We start from the raw sequence: 16,553 nt of genomic DNA, 5'->3' as shown, positions 1-16,553 counted from the left end.
TTCTAAAATCTCTAAGACTTTTTTAGGGCTGATTTTTAATTGGAATTTATCATAGAATATTTTAGTCGTAGGGTCTTTAAGGAGTTGTGCCCCTACAACACTATCCTTTAAAGGCTCGTTGTTTTGAATGGCTTCTAAGAGCCTGGATCTAAAGTCAGGCTCGCTCGCTATGGTGTTGTTTCTAATAGCGTTAAGCAAGCTTTCTAAATGGTCTAAATTTGATAAAAGTCTTCCCTCTTGATCCCTGTTTTTTTCAAGGTCTCTAAGTCCATTTGGTGCGCCAAGTCTTGCAAGATGTAATCGGCTTTGAGCAGGTAATAATACTGATTGATTTGAGCCTCCTGGAGCAATTCCAAATCGCTCACCCCTTGCGCCCTCTTGATTTGCGCTCCCATTCTGTCTAGGGCTTCTGTCTCCATTTTCGTTTGCTCTATCACTGCTTTTATCAAGCTCATTATTGTTCTGTGATCTTTGGTTTTCATGGTCTGTGGGAAATAATGAGCCCACCTGTCCATGATCAAAAAGGCGTAAGCGTCCAGTCTGTCCTGGCTGTTCTCTAGAGAGAGAAAGCCCCAAATCTCTGGAGCTATTTTGTTGATGAGATGGGGATTGCGGTGGCTGTGGTATTCCTCTCTCATTACTGGGATTATCCCCTTTTTCTTCGCTTCTTGCTCCATTTTCCATTCGGCTTGCTGGACTGCTCGCTTGAGTTGATTCTCCATTGCTATCTGCTCTTGCTGATACTCCATCTCCTCCAAATACATGTTCATGTAATCTATCTCGCTCTCTATGGGGTTTTTCTGAAACTGCCTGTTGGTCGCTAGATCTATAAACTCCTCTTGTTCCTCCCTGCTCTCTAGGCTCAATAAATAGATTAGGGTCTTGGTGTAGAAGTTCTTCATCACTCGATCGCTCCATTCCCTCTTGCTGTCCTCCATGTTCGCTTCTGCGGTGAATTTCTTGCGGAATTCCTGCTCTAGCTCTGCTCGGCTCATCTGCGCGATTCGTTCTTTCTTTTCCATTTGGTTCTCCTAAATTTTGTTGCTCTAATTCTAAATCAGCCAAGCTTAAATTTGGATGATTATTATCATTATTTTTAATAATATTGTTAGAAGTATTAGTCTCTATTGTATTGTTAATAGGGTTATTGTTGTTTGCGCTATAATCTTGCCGCTCATTACTACCCTCTTTAGCTTGAACGATTGCTTCATTCAAGCTTACCAATTCGTTATAACGCTGTTGATAAGCTTTTTCAAAATTGTTCATGTCTCTTAAAATTTCTTTGAAAGGCTTGATGTCTCTTTGATTCCCATCGCCATTAACATAAACGCTTTCATAGTATTTTTGCAATTCAATTTTTGCTTGAGCGATTTCTTCCAAACTCAAAAGAGCGCTTCTTAAAGAATAATCTCTGTTTTCTTGCATAGCGCTTTGTTCTTCTTTAGTCCAACCTAAAATAAAACCATTATTAAAGAAAAATTGCTTAATCTTATTAGCGTTATCTGCGCTGAGATGGTTTTCTTTGAGTTTATTTAAAATCCCTAAACAATTTCCCTAAATCCAAATCAAGCAATTCCGTTTGGGATCGCAATTCTAAAAGGTTTTTAGCTCCTTTAATCAAATCGTTACTGGAAATGCCATGAGAAAGAGAGATTTGGGCTTCTAAAAACGCGCTCAAATGATCGCACACCTTCAAAAGTTCCCCGCAAACCCCAAGGTATTCATCGCTGTTATAAAGCGTGAATAATTCTTCAGCGTCTTTAGTGAAAACAATTTGATGAGACTTGTCTTTGTAGCGGTTTTTAAACTCGTTTTCGGTGAAATATTTTAAATCTTCTTGAACGCCCAAAGAAACAAAGGAATAGACTTTGTTTTGCATTTCCTTTTTTTCAATCTCTTTAATGCAATGATCAAGCCCTGCAACGCTTTGTTTGATAGGCGTGATAATGTCTCGGGTTAAAATCTCGGGTAAATCATGGAAAAGCCCGCCCAAAAAATGATTGATCCGCATGCTTTTACAAGCTTTTAAATCAAAGCTCAACAAATACCCCATAATCGCCACGCATAAGGTATGCCCTAAAACGCTAGTTTGTGGCACTCTTGGGGTCTGGCTCCAACGCTTTTGGAAACGCAACTGCCCAAACATGCTCACCAATTTTTTCAAATCTTCTTTTTCCCCAAAAAGCCCTTCAAACAAATGATCGTTATTGTGGAGTTGCTTGTCAATTTTATCTTTAATTTCTTTCACGCCATACATGTTGGGGTTAAAATGATAAATAATATCAAACTCCCACTTAGACGCATAAAAATGCGCACTCTCTAAAATTTGAGTTTCTAAAATTTGGGGCCTGTGGCTTAAATACTCTTTGAGTTCCTCTAAAGAAAAATACGTGCTGATTTCATCTTGCAAACTTTGCGCAACATAGGAGGCTAATTCTTGGCTGTGCGTTTGTTGGAGAGCGTAAAAAATAGGGGGTTTAATATCGGTTAAAACCAAGCGCTCCAAAAATTCAAAGCAAAAGAACTTGATTAAAAGATCTAAATCTAAATCTTTACCCCTATCTTTTGAATCTTTAGCGAGCAGATACGCAATCATCGCTTTATGGGCTTGCTTGTCTAATTCCACAAATTCCAAAGGGCATGCTTGGTCATTCCAGCGCCTAATAGACGCGCCCGCAAACACACGTCTCAAAAATTTAGTTTTGAGTTTAGGGGCTTTTAGGGGTTTAATAGGATGAGCCGCATACATGACTTTCCTTTTTATACTATTTTGAATGTTTAAAACTATAAGCTTATTAAGAAGCGTTGATTTTATCGCACAAGATTGAAAAATCTTAACGCACCACTATCAACACTAACTTAAATTTTATTATACGAAAAAAAGATAAAAATAAGGCTTTTATTTAAAAAAACGTTATTTTTATCAATTTCTTTCTCACTCTAAAACACCCACCCGTAATTAAAAAACACCTTAAAGTGGCTAGCCCCTTCATTGAAAACAAAAGAGTTTGTGTAATCGCTACTGCTAGAAACGACGCTAGCTTTTCTTTGGATCAAAGGGATGCTAATCCCTACAGAATATTTAGAATGCTTATAGCGGTAGTTCAACCCGGTAGCCACATCCAAATTACCGCTCCCTTTGACTTTGTTCAACACATAATAGCTGTTATACAAGCCCCTTAACCCACCAAAGATACCAAAAGATGATGAAAAATTCCTTTTGGTTTGAACGCCTGTAGGGCTATTTTTATTAGAGTAAGTGGTGATGAAATCCACCAACAAATCTATCCCCCCACCATAGCTCAATTGCTGGAATTTTTGATTAAGGGCTTTAGAATAGTTGTATTTGATAATGCCATAATAAGCTAACCCTATGAAATCATTAAAGTAGTTTTGATAGCCTATTTTAGCGTTAACCCCTAAAATAGGGCTTCTAAAACTCTGTGAAGCACTTGAAAAATAGTGGTTGGTAACGCTAGAAGTGACAAAGGTTTTTTGAATGGTGCTGAGCATGGAATTGGCTAAATCTTGCGTGTTCAAACTAGCGTTTAAGTTGTAGTTCGTTTGAGCGCTCAAATTAGCGTAATCTATGGGTAAAGCGTTTTGATTAATAAGCTGCTGCCAAACCGCTGCTGTTACCCCTAAAAAGCCAGCTGGGACATCTGCGCAATTGTGATAGATGGAATTAGGGTAGTTGCTAGGGAAAGCGCTCTGACCTTGACCCCCATAAAGCGAACACACATTATAAGGGAGGCCATCAGAATCTTTTGGTTTGCCATTTTCATTTTGACCGGTTGGCACCCTTTGGTAAGTCATGTTCCCGTTATGGGTATAGCCTTTAGTGTGGCTGAATTCATGCAAGATGGTCCTTAAATCTTCTAAATTGATAGTCTTAAGGTCGTTGCCAAAGAGTTTTTGGGGTTCTAAGGCATAGGCTTCTACTCCTAATGTGCCATATTCACCATCATTACCATATCCATTGGCTAACCCTACAACCCCTGAATTTTTTAAAACAACCGCATCAATTTCTATTTTTTTTCTAAAATTATTAATAATACCTTGTTTGTTGAGTATATATTGTTGATCGACTTTAGAATCAACACGCCCATTTACTCCGGGATTTACGCATTTTGAAGGATCATTATCGCAATCTGTTGAGCTGTTAGTGAATTCAAAAGGAGCGTTTAAGATCGCATCGCCCCAAGATTGGGAGTCTAAAACAGCGATCATGTTCAACATCAAATTAGTGAATTCTTCTGCGGTTTGTGGGGTAAAGGCTTCCCAGTGGTTTTGGTGACCTTCAAATTTGTTTTCATTCCTATAATTTACGACCAAATTTGTCTTAATCTTATTGAGCGTTTCAAACACCCTTTGCGTGTTAGTATCAGAAATAGAAGTGCTAGTGGCTTCAAATTTTGGAAAAAAGAAAGTATAGGGGCCAATTTTATCAAACGCCTCTTTTAAACTATCAAACGCCTCCCCGGGTAAAACAATCTTAGAGTGTTTGGGGATAGTCTCTATCACGCCTAGATCAATTACATTGCCTTGAGCGTCTGTAAAACTAAGCTTCACATTGCTTAAATTATAAGGTAAGAAATTTTCTATAGTTAATTTACCACCAATATACAACACTTTAACAGGAGATAAGGATGAGAATGTTAATTGCGATATAGATTTAGCGTCTGTGAACAAATTAGCCGCTCTTTTTAAAATCGTGTCTGTGGGTAAATAGTTATAAGTCGCGTAAGTGTTTTTTGTGGTGGTGTGTCTTTTTTCTTGCGTTTGTGCACCTTCTAATAGCCCAGTTTCAAAGCCGGCTTCTATGAAAAAGCCATTTTTCTCATTCGCTTCTAAAGCGCTGAATAATAAAAGTGGGATGAATAGTTTTCTCATGGTTATCTCTTTTTAGTTTATAGTGCCTTTATTATACAATTTAAGGGGGTTGTTTGTTTGTTTTTTGAAATTTAAAGTTTTTACAAGGGATTAGTGTTTCATATTAAAACAAAATTTTAAAAACAAGCGTTTGTTTTAGGGTTAATTTAGCATTAATTGGGCTGTGTTAATCAAAGTTTGGTAGTTAAAAATATCTAACCCCCCCTTAATTTTTTAAAAAGCGCCTTATTTAGCACACTTCTTTATATCAATATTCCAGTCAGCACCAGATTTAATTTGATGTTTTTGCGCGAAATTATCCATATTCAACGCCACGGAAACATTCAACAAGCTGTTTAAATAGACCAACGGCTGGCCTTCTAAAACATCGCCAAAACTCGCAACATACGGCATTTTCCCTTCGTATTGTTTCTTGGAATTTTTAAAAATAGTTACACACACTATATCGTTTCGTTTGATCCCTGCTTGATTGAGCAGTTTATCGCTGATATTGCTCCAAACATTGCCATATTGAATATCCAAAATCGGGATATTGCCTTTCACTCCCCCTTTTGTGGCTTTCGCTTTTTGGTAAGGAATTTCAACAACTTTTGGGGGAAGCTCTGGACCGATTTGCTCGAATGTGATTGCTCCAGAAGCCAAACGCGCCCCAGTGTAAGCATACACATCACGACCATGGAAAGTATAGGATTTTTCAGAACCTTTCAAGCGGTTGGCTTTTTCATCAATTTCGTGCACGCTATCAATCCCCAAAGTTTGCGCTACCAAAGTCAGCGTGCCGTTATCTGGAGAGACAAAATATTGGCCGTTTTTAGTTTTCAACACCACCGATTTACGATTAGTGCCTACGCCCGGATCCACTACGCTCACAAATACCGAACCTTTTGGCCAATAACTGGCGGTCTGATACAAGCGGTAAGCGCCTTCCCAAATGTTATACGGGGGGATTTCGTGCGTTAAATCAAAGATTTTAAGATTAGAATCAACGCTGAAAGCGACGCCTTTCATCGCCGAGACGGCCCCATCTTTTAGGCTAAAATCTGTTTGTAAAATCAAAGCGTTATCTGCATGAACAGACGATAACCCTATACACGCTGATAAAAACAACGCTGAAATCGTTTTTCTCATCTATATTTCCTTATCTGATGTTAGTGTTGTGTTATATACTGAATAACAAAAGCGAAGTGAATATTTTTTATGGTTGCTCCTTGATTAACTTTTATGGGCTTTTCTATTATACTATTTAAGAGAGGTTTTTCCTAAAAATCAAGGGTTTAAAGGGGCTTTACATCTAAATAGAAACAATAAATAGAAACAAATTTTTAAAAACAAGCGTTTGTTTTAGGGCTAATTTAGCGTTAATTAGGTCATTTTTAATAAAAACTTGACACTCAAAACCTTTAACCCCCCCTTAATTTTTCTAAAAAAGGGGTTTGAGTTGCTTTGTTTGATAGCAAAATCATGAACGCATAGGGGGATATTTTGCGCTTAATGCCCTCTAAGAGCGCTTTATAAGAGACCTTGCTTGACGCAAGCTCTTTTATATTTAGTTTAAAAAATGTTTTCTGGCATTTTTTCATTAAAACGCAATATCGCCAATATTTTCACTATTCTCTATGTAGTATTTAAAACGCTCTTTTTCTAATTCGTTTTTTAGGATTTGCTGTTCTTCTAAAAGCAGGCGTTTTTGATCTTCTAGGGTGTTGATTTTACGGCTAATATAATAAATATTATTGCTCAAATAGATTTTAGGCGCTAACAGAGCTAAAAACGCGCCCCCAAAAACCAATACCCCTATTAAATTCATTAGAGAAAGACCATGCGGATTTTCATTTGCAGTTCCAGCGAATAATTCTTTCTTTTCGCCCTCTTCTATGCGCACAAAGCGTTCTTTTTCATTTGAAGAATGGGTTTTGATATTCATGGCTTACTCATGGCTTAAATTGGAACACCCTCATTTTAGCGCTTCGTGAACGCCTGTTGTTTTTAATTTCTTCTGGGCTTGGAGTGATGGGCTTTTTGGTTAAAATTTCGCCTAAGGCGTGATTGTTAGAGCAAGTGCATTTAAAACTTAAAGGATCGCAAATGCAATTTTTAGCGTAATCTTTGAAAGCGTTTTTCACTAATGCGTCTTCTAAAGAATGAAAAGAAATCACGCACAAAATCGCCCCCTTAAGGTTTCTAGCGCATTGTAAAAACTCTTTTAACTCTTCTAATTCGCTATTGACTTCTATGCGAACGGCTTGAAACACCAAAGTCGCTGGATGGATTTTTTTATTTTTAGAAAAAGAGCTTAAAAAATCGCTCAAATCCTTAGCGTCTTTAAAGGGTTTTTTAGCGCGCCTTTCTGCAATTTTGTGGGCGATTTTTTTGTATTCTTTGATCTCGCCATAGTCTCTAAAGATTTTTTCTAACGCTATTACAGGATAAGAGTTGATGACTTTTTGAGCGTTCAAATCGCTCTCTAAATCCATGCGCATATCCAAAGCGTGCGAGTGGAAATTAAACCCTCTGTTATCATCATCAAGCTGTAAAGAGCTCACCCCTAAATCCACTAAAACCCCTTTAATCTCCTTGTCATGCGTTTCTAGGGCTTCTTTAAAGCGTTTGGCAAACCCTCCACTTAAGAGATTATAACGCCCTTCAAAGGCTTTCAATCGTTCTTTAGCGATTTCTTGAGCGAATTTATCCTTATCAATGCCAATGAGCTTTAGGTGCGGTTTTTGGGATAAAAGGGCTTTAGAATGCCCCCCTAACCCTAAAGTGCAATCAATCAAAACCCCTTCTTCTAAAGGCGTGAACGCTTGCAAAACTTCTTGCAACAAAACGCTTTGGTGCAAACTCTCTATTTCTTGCAAACAATCCCCTTAAAACCCTTTAGGTGAATTTTCCAAATGCCTACTCAATGGTATTGGTTTTGTTGGTTACGCTTAAAAGTTTCTTTATAATCAACCTCAGCTTTCAATCTTTAGCTTTTTAAGATGTAAAAATTAAGATGCAAAAACCCAACTTAAAATCCTTTTTATAAAGACAAAAAAGGGCTTAAAAATACCCTTTTAAAGGGTTTAAAAAGTGTAGTTATACCCTAAATAAAGCGAATAATCCCGTTTCAAATGGTAATAAAGATTAGTAGCGTTAGGACCCGCACTCAAAAACTTGTTGATGAGTAGCGGCACTCTCACGCCAAACTCTACGCCATTATGCTTGTAGATATTGGCTCTCACCCCAAAATTCAACCATACCTGAAAAGCGACGGTTGAAGTGTTGGTGCTATAAGGAGCGTTAGGGTTACAATAAGTAGGGGTACAAACATCAGGACCTTTGGCTTCAATGATTTGCTCTTTCCAATAGTTCGCTGCGGAGCTTTTCCAAGTGTTACCGCCGATAGCGACCCCACCAAAAATACCAAAAGAAGCGTTGTCCTTATCAATAATATCAGCTAACAAATCGCTCCCCACACCCCAAGAGACCATATCCAACTGGATTTTATTAGGTGCATAAACTTGCTTACCTAAATCGGCATGCCCGTAATCAAAAAGCCCATACACTCTAAAACCAAACCACTTGCTTGTCATATCTAGCGACTTGAATTGGAAGAATTTCTTATAACCCACATTCAACCCAAAACCATTCAAAGCCCCATTAGCGTATTTGGAGTGCCAATTGATATTGGTGCCTCCTGGGTTATGCTTATTAGCGGTAAGACCTGGGGGGCAACCTACAACACTCCCTGTGCAATCCCCTGTATTATAAATATTGCTATTCAAACGGGCTTGTCCAAGCTGATAATTAGTCCCTATATAAACACCATCGCCTTCGGCTAACAACGAAGAGCTTAAAACTGCGGATAGAAGCCCTAAAGCTACAAACTTTTTCATAAATTCCATTCCTTTACATTCCTATCTTTAAAATTGTCTCATAAAATAATAGCATGTTTATCCTTAATTCAAGCAAGTATTTTAACTCTTATGAATAAGAAATGATAATAAAACCATTCTTTTTTGAAGTATAATAGCTCCTTTTAATCCACTTTCTTATTTTAAGGAAACTCTTGCAACATAAAACCATTATGGATAAGATCATTATTCAAGGGGCTAGGGAAAACAATCTCAAAAATATCTTTTTAGAAATCCCTAAAAACCAATTTGTTGTTTTTACCGGATTGAGCGGTTCGGGTAAATCCACTCTGGCGTTTGACACTTTATACGCTGAAGGCCAAAGGCGCTATTTAGAGAGTTTGTCCAGCTATGCTAGGCAATTTTTAGACAAAGTGGGTAAGCCTAATGTGGATAAAATTGAAGGGCTAACCCCAGCGATCGCTATTGATCAAAAAACCACTTCTAAAAACCCTAGATCCACTGTGGGGACGATCACTGAGATTTATGATTATTTAAGGTTGTTGTTTGCAAGGGTTGGGGAACAATTTTGCCCCACATGTTTAGAGCCTATTAGTTCTATGAGCGCGAGCGATATTATTTCTCAAATCTGTCATTTAGAAGAAAATTCTAAAATCATTATTCTAGCCCCCATTATTAAAGATAAAAAAGGTTCGTTTAACGATAAATTAGAGAGCTTGCGTTTAAAGGGGTATGTGAGGGCTTTTGTTGATGGGGTGATGGTGCGTTTAGATGAAGAAATCCATTTGCACAAAACCAAAAAACACACCATTGAAGCGGTGGTGGATAGGGTAGTCATTAATAGCGAAAACGCTTCACGGATCGCTAGTGCAATAGAAAAAGCCCTTAAAGAAAGCTATGGGGAATTAGAAGTGGAAATCTTGCAAGACAACGCGCCAAGCATTAGGAAGCATTACAGCGAGCATAAGGCATGCTTTAAATGCAAGATGAGTTTTGAAGAATTAGAGCCTTTGAGTTTTTCCTTCAATTCGCCTAAAGGAGCGTGCGAAAGTTGTTTGGGTTTAGGGACAAAATTTAGCTTAGATATTAGTAAAATTTTAGATCCTAACACGCCTTTAAATCAAGGGGCGATTAAAGTGATTTTTGGGTATAACCGCAGTTATTACGCTCAAATGTTTGAAGGCTTTTGCGAATATAATGGCATTGACAGCGCGCTTTGTTTTAATGAATTGAATAAAGAACAACAAGACGCTCTTTTGTATGGGAATGGCACTGAAATCAGCTTTCATTTTAAAAACAGCCCTTTAAAACGCCCCTGGAAAGGCATCATTCAAATCGCTTATGACATGTTTAAAGAGCAAAAGGATTTGAGCGATTACATGAGCGAAAAACCCTGTTCTTCATGCAAGGGGCATCGTTTGAAAGCTTCAAGTCTGAGCGTTCAAGTTGCTGGCTTGAAAATGGCGGATTTTTTAACTAAGCCTATTGAAGAAGTTTATCATTTTTTTAATGATCCCACGCATTTTAGCTATCTTAACGAGCAAGAAAAAAAGATCGCTGAACCGATTTTAAAAGAGATTTTAGAAAGGGTGTTTTTTTTATACGATGTGGGGCTAGGGTATTTGACTTTAGGGAGGGATGCGCGAACGATTAGCGGAGGGGAGAGTCAAAGGATACGAATCGCTAGTCAAATCGGGAGTGGTTTGACAGGGGTTTTGTATGTTTTAGACGAGCCTAGCATTGGCTTGCATGAAAAAGACACGCTCAAACTCATCAACACCCTTAGGAATTTACAAAAAAAAGGGAACACGCTCATTGTCGTAGAGCATGATAAAGAGACGATTAAGCATGCGGATTTTGTTGTGGATATTGGGCCAAAGGCTGGAAGGCATGGGGGTGAAGTGGTTTTTAGCGGGAGCGTGAAAGATTTATTGCAAAATAACCATTCTACCGCCTTGTATCTCAACGGCACTAAAAAGATTGAGCGCCCCAAATTTGAACTCCCTAAAGAAAAGCATTTTTTAGAAATTAAAAATGTCAATATCAATAACATTAAGAATTTGAGCGTTCAAATCCCCTTAAAACAATTGGTGTGTATTACTGGGGTGAGTGGGAGCGGTAAAAGCTCGCTGATTTTACAAACCCTTTTACCCACCGCTCAAACCCTTTTAAACCATGCTAAAAAAGCTCAAAGTTTGAATGGGGTAGAGATTGTAGGGTTGGAGCATTTGGATAAAGTGATCTATTTAGATCAAGCCCCCATAGGCAAAACCCCACGAAGCAACCCTGCTACTTACACGGGAGTGATGGATGAAATCAGGATTTTATTTGCCGAGCAAAAAGAAGCTAAAACTTTAGGCTATAGTGCGAGCCGTTTTAGCTTTAATGTTAAAGGAGGGCGGTGCGAGAAATGCCAAGGCGATGGGGATATTAAAATAGAAATGCACTTTTTGCCTGATGTGTTAGTCCAATGCGATAGCTGTAAGGGCGCTAAATACAACCCCCAAACTTTAGAGATTAAGGTTAAAGGCAAATCCATTGCCGATGTGTTGAACATGAGCGTGGAAGAGGCTTATGAATTTTTTGCTAAATTCCCTAAAATCGCCGTGAAGTTAAAAACGCTTATAGATGTGGGCTTAGGCTATATCACTTTAGGGCAAAACGCTACGACTTTAAGCGGGGGGGAGGCTCAAAGGATCAAATTGGCTAAAGAATTGAGTAAAAAAGACACAGGCAAAACCCTTTATATTTTAGATGAACCCACCACTGGTTTGCATTTTGAAGACGTGAATCACCTTTTACAGGTTTTGCATTCTTTAGTGGCGTTAGGCAATTCCATGCTAGTGATTGAGCATAATTTAGACATTATCAAAAACGCTGACTACATTATAGACATGGGGCCTGATGGGGGGGATAAGGGCGGGAGAGTCATTGCGAGCGGCACGCCTTTAGAAGTGGCAAAAAATTGCGAAAAAACCCAAAGCTATACGGGAAAATTTTTAGCTTTAGAATTGAAATAGCTTGCATTTGTTTGTAGAAACGATGTAGGGCTGAAAATAACAGACAGCTAAATATTAGATAAGCAGAGGTGCTATTGCGTCATGGTTTCAAATTATAAGGCTAGCGGCAACAATAACCATTGATTATATAAATAAGAGCTAGCAAAGAAACCATGCCTTTAAAATCTATCGCATGAGAGTTTGAAAAATGAGAAAATATTAAGGAAAACAGAGGCTATTGGAACACTCCCTAACCATTACCGAAGCGACACCAACTATAGCGTTTCAAACCTTTATAAAATAGCGAGAGTGAGCCACCGTTCCTCCTTATGGCTCAATTACAAGGGGTAGGTTTGGGAACCCCTAAACTCACTGAACTTAATCCTACACAAAAATTATTAATAGAATGAGAGCCACGAAATTAAGAAAAATAGGGGCGAAAGTTAAATCATCATTAAGTGGTTAGCAATTATAGATTATAGAGAGAAGCATGCGATTTTTTCTACTCCGCAAGCCATTACAAAAGAAAAGGCATTTAATTCTTTAGCTCTTTCAAGCTAATCCTACTATAAATGAGTTTAAAACACAATAACCGCACTAATAAAAAATGGGGTTTTAGTTACTTTATTATAAAAACTTATTTTTAAGGAGATGGTGTTTTGAAATAATTATCCCCCTTAAAATCCCCTAACTCCCTACCTTTCTAAAAACAAATCTTTCTCTTGGATTTCCGTTTCTTCGCTTAAAATCGCCGCTCTCTCCACCACGCCTAAAAGCTCTCGCACATTCCCATGCCAAGAGTATTCTAAAAGGCGTTTTGTGGCGTTTTTTGAAAAAGATTTTGGCCCCAAATGATACGCATCGCACACTTCTTTAAGCTTGATTTCAGCAATGGGCAAAATCTCTTCTACCCTCTCTCTTAAAGGCGCGATAGTTATAGGCACGATTTGCAAGCGGAAAAACAAATCTTCTCTAAATTCTTTTGAAGCGATTTTTTCTTTCATGTTAGCGTTGGTAGCGGAAATGAAACGAACATCAATTTTAACGCTCTTATTATCCCCAAGGCGCGTGATTTCTTTTTCTTGAACCACTCTTAAAAGTTTGCTTTGCAATTGAAGGGGCATTTCAGCGATTTCATCTAAAAAGATCGTGCCTTTATTAGCGCTCTCAAAAAGCCCCATTTTAGGCACTGTGGCGTCCGTGAACGCCCCTTTTTGATACCCAAAAAGCTCGCTTTCTAATAGATGCTCTGGGATTGCGGACATGTTGATTGCGATAAAAGGGTGTTTGGATCGATGAGAATGCTGGTGGATGAAATGAGCAAAAACTTCCTTGCCCACCCCGCTTTCGCCTAATAGCATGACATTAGCGTCCGTGCTTGCGACTTTTAAGGCCTGTCGTTTGGTTTCTTCTAAAGCTTTTGAAGTGGCTAAAAAGCTGTGTTTGTGTGGTTTTTTTAAAGGTTTTTCTAAAGGGTGTTTTTTTTGAAATTCTAAAACTTTTTTAGTGCGATAGATAGATTCTAAAAGCAATTCTGGTTTAAAAGGTTTTTGGAAAAAGTCTTTCACGCCTAAACGAATGGAATCAATGGCTTTATTCAAGGTCGCATTACCGGTAATCACAATGGATTCGTATTTGCCTTCTAAAAGGCGTAAAAATTCCAAGCCGTCCATATGGGGCATGTTAATATCCGTGATGACCAAATCAAAGCTTTCATCTAACTTGGCTAAAGCGTCTTTAGGGTTTTTAAAACTCACAATCTCTAAATCGTCCTGAAGCTCAAAAAAAAGCTCCAGGCTTTTACGCATGTTAATATCATCTTCTACAATGGCGATTTTCATTCTTCTTCCTTTCTAAAAATATCTAAAGACAGCATATCCCCCTCTAAACTCGCCCTAACGCTTAAGGCTTTGAGGTTAAGAATGCTCGTGGTAGTGGTGCCGTTTTTATAGCTATGATCATAATGCGTGATAGCGACTTGGCTTTTTAAAAGGCAATCAATGACTCGCTCTTTTTCCTTTTTTAACGCTATTTCTAAAAGGAAGCGTTCTAGTTTGGTTTGGAGCAAGGGGTTTTTCAAATCGGGCAAGTTGCTAGTAATAATAGAGCAATGATAGTCTAAAACATAGGGGGCTGTTTTAATGCGGCTAACGATAGGCTTAGAGACAGAATACTCTTCGCCCATCACCCTGGAATCAACGATTTTCAAGCGGTACGAAATTAAAAATTCTTGTTCTTCTAGGGGGCTTAGGGCATGCAAAGAAACCCCTAAAAAATAAAATAAAAAATAAAAGAATGAAAAGAAACGCATCACTCAAACAAATTTTGTGCATGTGAGGTTTCTAAATTTTCTGGCTCTTCTTCTTTAGGGCAAGAGTTGACATACACAACTTTATCAGCGGTGTTTATGAGTTTTACCCCACTGGCATTTCTTCCGGTTTCTCTAATATCTTTAATGGAAACTCTGATCATTTTCGCGCTCGCAGTAAGGATCATCAAATCCAAGTTCTCATCATCCACGCTGATAACGCCCACCAAATTACCGGTCTTTTGAGTGAGCTTCATGCCAATGACCCCCTTACCTCCACGAGATTGCTCCCTATACGCTTCGGCTAGAGTTTGCTTGCCAAGCCCGTTCTCGCTCACGCTCAAAAGCTTGTTGCTGTCATCGCTAATGACGACCGCACCGACAACAAAATCATTTTCATTCAGCTTAATCCCTCTAACCCCACGAGTCGTTCTTCCGATCTCGCGCACATCTTCTAGAGGGAATTTAATGAAAATACCCAAATGCGATGCGATGAGTAAATGCTTAGCGTTTTTATCCACAACTTTTGCACCCACTAATTCATCGCCTTCATCTAAAACAATCGCTCTGATACCGCTATAACTCCTATTACCGCCAAATTCACTCAAATTGGTGCGCTTCACCACGCCATTTTTCGTGAAGAAAGCTAAAGAGCGTTCATCGCTAAAGTCTTTAGTGCTTAGAGTCGTCATGATTTTTTCATCCGGAGCGAGCGAGATTAAATTCACAACGGCTTTACCCATAGCGATCCGGCTCGCTTCTGGGATTTTATAGACTTTCAAATGATACAATTGCCCCTTATTGGTGATAAAGAGCAAAATATCATGCGTGTTAGCCACAAAAAAGTTTTCAATGAAATCGTCTTCATAAGTGCTGCCTGAAAGCTTGCCTTTACCTCCACGATTTTGCTTTTCATAAGCTTTTAAATCCACTCTTTTCACATAGCCTTTATGGCTCATGCTCACCACCATAGGCTCATTAGCGATCAAATCTTCTGTGTCAATACTTTCGTAAGATTCTTGAATTTCAGTGCGCCTTGGAGAAGAAAACTGCTCTTTGACTTCTAAAAGCTCTGTTTTGACGACTTCATTCAAGCGATCTTCGCTCTTTAAAATGCCATTGAGATCATCAATAAGCTCTAGCAGGTTTTGGTATTCTTCTTTGATCTTATCCCTTTCAAGGCCTGTTAAGCGCTGCAAACGCATTTCTAAAATGGCTTTGCTTTGGATCTCACTCAAAGTAAAACGCTCCATTAAGGCGTTTTTAGCCGCTTCTGGGCTTGGGCTTGTTTTAATGAGCTGCACGATTTCATCAATATTGTCCAAGGCGATCAAATAGCCCTCTAAAATATGCGCTCTGGCCTTAGCCTTTTCTAATTCAAAAATCGTGCGTCTTATAATAATGGTTTTTCTGTGGTTTAAGAAAAGGCGCAACAACTCTAAAAGCGTGAAAATCTTAGGCTCTTTATTGTAAATAGCGAGTAAAATGATGCTAAAAGTGGTCTCCATGGTGGTGAGTTTGTAAAGGTGGTTTAAGACAATTTCACTCATCGCGTCTCTTTTTAATTCAATCACCACTCTAATGCCCTCTCTATCGCTCTCATCGCGCACTTCGCTAATGCCTTCAATTTGCTTTTCTCGCGCTAAATCGCTGATTTGTTCCACTAATTTGGCTTTATTGGTTTGAAAAGGCATTTCATCTAAAACGATGATTTCTTTATTTTTTGTTTTTTCCACATGCACTTTGGCCCGTACTTTCACGCGCCCTCGCCCCGTTTTATAGGCTTCAATAATCCCTGCTTTACCATAAATGATCCCACCAGTGGGAAAGTCAGGCCCTTTGACAAATTCCAAAATTTCATCTAATTCAGCGTTAGGGTTTTCTAAGACATGCGCTAAAGCGTCTATAATTTCATCAATCCTGTGAGGGGGGATAGAAGTCGCCATCCCTACGGCGATCCCATTAGCCCCATTGACTAAAAGGTTAGGCAGACGGCTTGGTAGAATATCTGGCTCTTTTAAGGTGTCATCGTAATTAGGCACAAAATCAATGGTGTCTTTATCAATATCCCTTAAAATTTCTTCACTCGCCTTAGTCATTCTGGCTTCAGTGTAACGCATCGCCGCAGCGTTATCGCCATCAATAGAGCCAAAGTTACCCTGCCCATCCACTAATTCCAAACGCATAGAAAAATCTTGCGCCATTCTCACTAACGCATCATAAACCGCTTTATCGCCATGGGGGTGGTATTTACCAATCACATCACCCACGATCCTAGCGCTTTTTTTGTAAGCGACTTTGGAAGTAAGGCCTAATTCATGCATCGCATACAAAATACGCCTATGCACAGGCTTTAAGCCATCTCTAGCGTCCGGTAAAGCGCGCCCTATGATCACGCTCATGGAATAGGCCAAATAGCTCTCTTCAATAGAAGAATCAATCCCCACTTCTACAATATTTTTTGTTTCATTAACTAAATGATCTTGCATGTGTCTC

11 protein-coding genes and 1 pseudogene are annotated in these 16,553 nt (G+C 38.8%); 1 reads left to right on the top strand and 11 read right to left on the bottom strand.

Annotation, left to right across the window (positions count from 1 at the left end; genetic code table 11):
• Nucleotides 1–212 precede the first annotated feature (212 nt).
• The 8 genes and pseudogenes from EXS92_RS08135 to hopE form a co-directional block, all read right to left on the bottom strand.
• The gene (locus tag EXS92_RS08135; protein WP_341848046.1) at nt 213–1,022 is read right to left on the bottom strand and encodes a helicase; all 810 of its coding nucleotides are present in this window, start codon (nt 1,020–1,022) and stop codon (nt 213–215) included.
• 506 nt (nt 1,023–1,528) lie between these two features.
• Nucleotides 1,529–2,749 carry an HD domain-containing protein gene (locus tag EXS92_RS04080; protein WP_165515654.1) on the bottom strand — a complete coding sequence of 407 codons (1,221 nt, stop codon included), beginning with the start codon at nt 2,747–2,749 and terminating at the stop codon, nt 1,529–1,531.
• A gap of 191 nt (nt 2,750–2,940) precedes the next feature.
• On the bottom strand, nt 2,941–4,893 hold the full coding sequence (locus EXS92_RS04075; protein WP_165515653.1) for a porin family protein: 1,953 nt from the start codon (nt 4,891–4,893) through the stop codon (nt 2,941–2,943).
• 225 nt (nt 4,894–5,118) lie between these two features.
• A complete protein-coding gene (locus EXS92_RS04070; protein ID WP_079343685.1) occupies nt 5,119–6,021 on the bottom strand; it encodes an SAM hydrolase/SAM-dependent halogenase family protein in 903 nt (300 codons plus the stop codon).
• A 138-nt stretch (nt 6,022–6,159) separates the two neighbouring features.
• Nucleotides 6,160–6,356: pseudogene (locus tag EXS92_RS08130) on the bottom strand (hypothetical protein).
• Between the two features lie 116 nt (nt 6,357–6,472).
• Nucleotides 6,473–6,817 (bottom strand): hypothetical protein, encoded by a 345-nt coding sequence (locus EXS92_RS04065; RefSeq protein ID WP_079343683.1) that lies wholly within the window; start codon nt 6,815–6,817, stop codon nt 6,473–6,475.
• Nucleotides 6,818–6,824: 7 nt separating this feature from the next.
• Entirely contained in the window at nt 6,825–7,751 is a 927-nt protein-coding gene (gene rsmH / locus EXS92_RS04060; protein ID WP_165515652.1) for a 16S rRNA (cytosine(1402)-N(4))-methyltransferase RsmH, read from the bottom strand.
• 207 nt (nt 7,752–7,958) lie between these two features.
• On the bottom strand, nt 7,959–8,780 hold the full coding sequence (hopE, locus tag EXS92_RS04055) for a Hop family outer membrane protein HopE (RefSeq protein WP_000395382.1): 822 nt from the start codon (nt 8,778–8,780) through the stop codon (nt 7,959–7,961).
• A 164-nt stretch (nt 8,781–8,944) separates the two neighbouring features.
• On the opposite strand from hopE, the gene uvrA reads away from it, so the two are divergent.
• Nucleotides 8,945–11,770 carry an excinuclease ABC subunit UvrA gene (uvrA, locus tag EXS92_RS04050; RefSeq protein ID WP_207618916.1) on the top strand — a complete coding sequence of 942 codons (2,826 nt, stop codon included), beginning with the start codon at nt 8,945–8,947 and terminating at the stop codon, nt 11,768–11,770.
• A gap of 674 nt (nt 11,771–12,444) precedes the next feature.
• Here uvrA and flgR read toward each other — a convergent pair.
• From flgR to gyrA, 3 genes are read right to left on the bottom strand one after another with little or no spacing between them, the layout of a single operon-like run.
• The gene (flgR, locus tag EXS92_RS04045; RefSeq protein WP_165515651.1) at nt 12,445–13,590 is read right to left on the bottom strand and encodes a transcriptional activator FlgR; all 1,146 of its coding nucleotides are present in this window, start codon (nt 13,588–13,590) and stop codon (nt 12,445–12,447) included.
• The gene (locus EXS92_RS04040; protein ID WP_165515650.1) at nt 13,587–14,060 is read right to left on the bottom strand and encodes a hypothetical protein; all 474 of its coding nucleotides are present in this window, start codon (nt 14,058–14,060) and stop codon (nt 13,587–13,589) included. The genes flgR and EXS92_RS04040 overlap by 4 nt, the downstream gene beginning before the upstream one ends.
• Nucleotides 14,060–16,546 (bottom strand): DNA topoisomerase (ATP-hydrolyzing) subunit A, encoded by a 2,487-nt coding sequence (gyrA, locus tag EXS92_RS04035; RefSeq protein ID WP_165515649.1) that lies wholly within the window; start codon nt 16,544–16,546, stop codon nt 14,060–14,062. Before gyrA ends, EXS92_RS04040 begins: the two co-directional genes overlap by 1 nt.
• Nucleotides 16,547–16,553: the final 7 nt, after the last annotated feature.

Origin of the sequence: Helicobacter pylori (assembly GCF_011175115.1) — a bacterium.
GTDB classification, from domain to species: domain Bacteria; phylum Campylobacterota; class Campylobacteria; order Campylobacterales; family Helicobacteraceae; genus Helicobacter; species Helicobacter pylori_DF.
This window is presented reverse-complemented; position numbering and strand designations above follow the sequence as displayed.

Bases quoted from the DNA above. Each gene is read 5' to 3' on its own strand.
- flgR (WP_165515651.1), bottom strand. From the start codon at position 13,590: ATGAAAATCGCCATTGTAGAAGATGATATTAACATGCGTAAAAGCCTG.
- EXS92_RS08135 (WP_341848046.1), bottom strand. From the start codon at position 1,022: ATGGAAAAGAAAGAACGAATCGCGCAGATGAGCCGAGCAGAGCTAGAG.
- EXS92_RS04080 (WP_165515654.1), bottom strand. From the start codon at position 2,749: ATGTATGCGGCTCATCCTATTAAACCCCTAAAAGCCCCTAAACTCAAA.
- EXS92_RS04070 (WP_079343685.1), bottom strand. From the start codon at position 6,021: ATGAGAAAAACGATTTCAGCGTTGTTTTTATCAGCGTGTATAGGGTTA.
- EXS92_RS04040 (WP_165515650.1), bottom strand. From the start codon at position 14,060: ATGCGTTTCTTTTCATTCTTTTATTTTTTATTTTATTTTTTAGGGGTT.
- hopE (WP_000395382.1), bottom strand. From the start codon at position 8,780: ATGGAATTTATGAAAAAGTTTGTAGCTTTAGGGCTTCTATCCGCAGTT.
- EXS92_RS04065 (WP_079343683.1), bottom strand. From the start codon at position 6,817: ATGAATATCAAAACCCATTCTTCAAATGAAAAAGAACGCTTTGTGCGC.
- EXS92_RS04075 (WP_165515653.1), bottom strand. From the start codon at position 4,893: ATGAGAAAACTATTCATCCCACTTTTATTATTCAGCGCTTTAGAAGCG.
- gyrA (WP_165515649.1), bottom strand. From the start codon at position 16,546: ATGCAAGATCATTTAGTTAATGAAACAAAAAATATTGTAGAAGTGGGG.